The sequence below is a fragment of the Haloferax sp. s1 genome, from assembly GCF_058382125.1.
In genome coordinates this window covers 1-1,976 of the sequence record NZ_JBZRPK010000211.1, presented here as the reverse complement: position 1 = coordinate 1,976, position 1,976 = coordinate 1, and the positions used below count along the sequence as shown (strand labels likewise).

The 1,976-nt window shown below is 55.6% G+C and carries 2 protein-coding genes; one reads left to right on the top strand and one right to left on the bottom strand.

Annotation, left to right across the window (positions count from 1 at the left end):
- Positions 1 to 731: 731 nt before the first annotated feature.
- On the bottom strand, positions 732 to 1,388 hold the full coding sequence (locus QT222_RS01780; protein WP_491476113.1) for a helix-turn-helix domain-containing protein: 657 nt from the start codon (positions 1,386 to 1,388) through the stop codon (positions 732 to 734).
- 201 nt (positions 1,389 to 1,589) lie between these two features.
- Between QT222_RS01780 and QT222_RS01775 the strand changes: the two genes are divergently transcribed.
- Positions 1,590 to 1,976 (top strand): hypothetical protein (locus QT222_RS01775; RefSeq protein WP_491476112.1); only part of this gene is annotated, 387 nt, incomplete at its 3' end.

The window sequence follows — 1,976 nt, the reverse complement described above, 5'->3', positions numbered from 1 at the left end:
ATAACGTACAGCAGATCACGCTGAAACCCGGTTAGATCGAACATGTGTCCGTTTTCTAGTATTAGAGAACACAAATACGTCTGTTGGAGTCAGGACTTCGAATTCTCCATTCAATAGGGTGGGCGAGCGTTTATGAGGGAATGTCGGGGCAAGAAGCGGTGTGCCACCTCATCGACGGCTGGCCGAGGAACTGCGGCCGTATGACGAAGCAACGGACCTTCCAGACGAACAGCAATCGACTCACACCCACCCAGACGAGGCCGACTCGCTTCCACGTCGGGACTACCCAAACGTGCCCGGCGACGAGCAATCAGTGTGCCGAACCTGTCAGCGATTGCTCCCAGCTGACCGGACTCGCTGTCAGCTCTGTTCGCCCACAGCATTGCAACAGCTTGCTGGAGTCAGAGAGACTGAATACGCTTAACTCGTCTCTGAGGGCCGTCTGGTCCGCCTGTCCGGATCCCGACACCGTAGTCGTGTTATGGTCACCCGATTATAATGAACAAGGAGAATACCAGCGCCTTTAGGCCTGTCTTTTACCCCCCTGTGGGGAACCCCACGGCTTTAGCCGTGGAGAATATAAGCCATGAGGCCGGCGACAACTGGATTCCAGATATCCATCAGTCGGTCGAGAAGGAGCCCCGACAAACCGGTCACCTCAACCAGTCCCGCGCCAAGCGTACCGAGAACGGTAGTGGCATACGCAGTAGTTCGACGACGCGTGGCCTTGCTCAGAAATTGATCGACTTGAGAATACGGGCTTCGATACGCTGGAGTCGTTCTGCGATTGTCCCCTCCGATTTGTCGAGTCGCGTTGCAATGTCCTTCTGGGTCGTTTCTCGTGGCGTCTCGTAATACCCCATTCCGATAGCCGTCGAGAGTATATGCCATTGCTGTGGTGTCAACAGCGAGGTGTCCGAGTGTGGGTCGCCCCTGAATTGCGTAGACTGTTCAAGATGGAGGTCGATGCCTGACGGAACGTCTTCGATGGCTTCCTGAATGGAACGGCTTGATCCGATGAACGTGAGCCTGATACCGTTCTGCCCGTTCACCCTGGTGAACTCAACCGGCCACCGAAGGACAATCGCGTGGTTGAACAGGACAGCAAGCAATGCGTCCATGTACTCCGACCCTGCGTAATGAAGATACACGATGCCATCCTTCGAATCAGAGACCTCGAACTCCTTTACGACCTGCGACGCCTCTAGAAGTTCTTCGGCCCTGTTCAGGACCCCGCCGATGAGCCCTAATTCGGCGTACTCGTTCTCTCCGACCGGATTCACGTAATAGATCTTCTCGATATCGTCGTCCGGTTCGGTGGCGAATACGGCTTCGAGTGGATGCAACTGGACATCTCCCCACGTAAGGACGAGTCGGACGCTTCTCACGTGTCCTTACCCCGGGTACGATTCCGCTTGGCCATACCGGGACTATTAATCGGTCGCTGATAAAGACCCCGAGGGTCCTAGCGATTAAATTCGTGCGAGTACCCGATGTATCTCTACTTGTCCGATGAATTCTGACATCGTAATCGTATCGAACACGATAGACCGTACCGAGCCACGCCACCCGTTCGGAGTTGTTGAGCAATGACGTCGCTGGAAAAACAGTTCTGTCCGTTATTGAGCGCCAATAGGGTCCTCACAATCACCCTGATAATCGGTGGAATCGCCCCCGTCCTCTCGGGCATTCTCGCGATGTTCTTCGGGGACCAATACATCTACCTCATGGGCAGTGACATCCAGGGGATGTTCACCGATCACACGTACCCGTTCTTGCTCTCCTGGGTGAACCTGCAGGGCGGCGACGCCTTTGTCGCAGGTATCTCACGCGTCATCGTCGCGCTTATCGGCGCGTACAGCGTCAAACGGGTGTTCGCCGCGGTCGGGATCTTCCACAGCCTCTTCGAGATGTGGCTCTTACCGACCCAAGCTCTTTCCTGGTGTCATCTCACGGGGCAGTGCCGACCCCTCTTC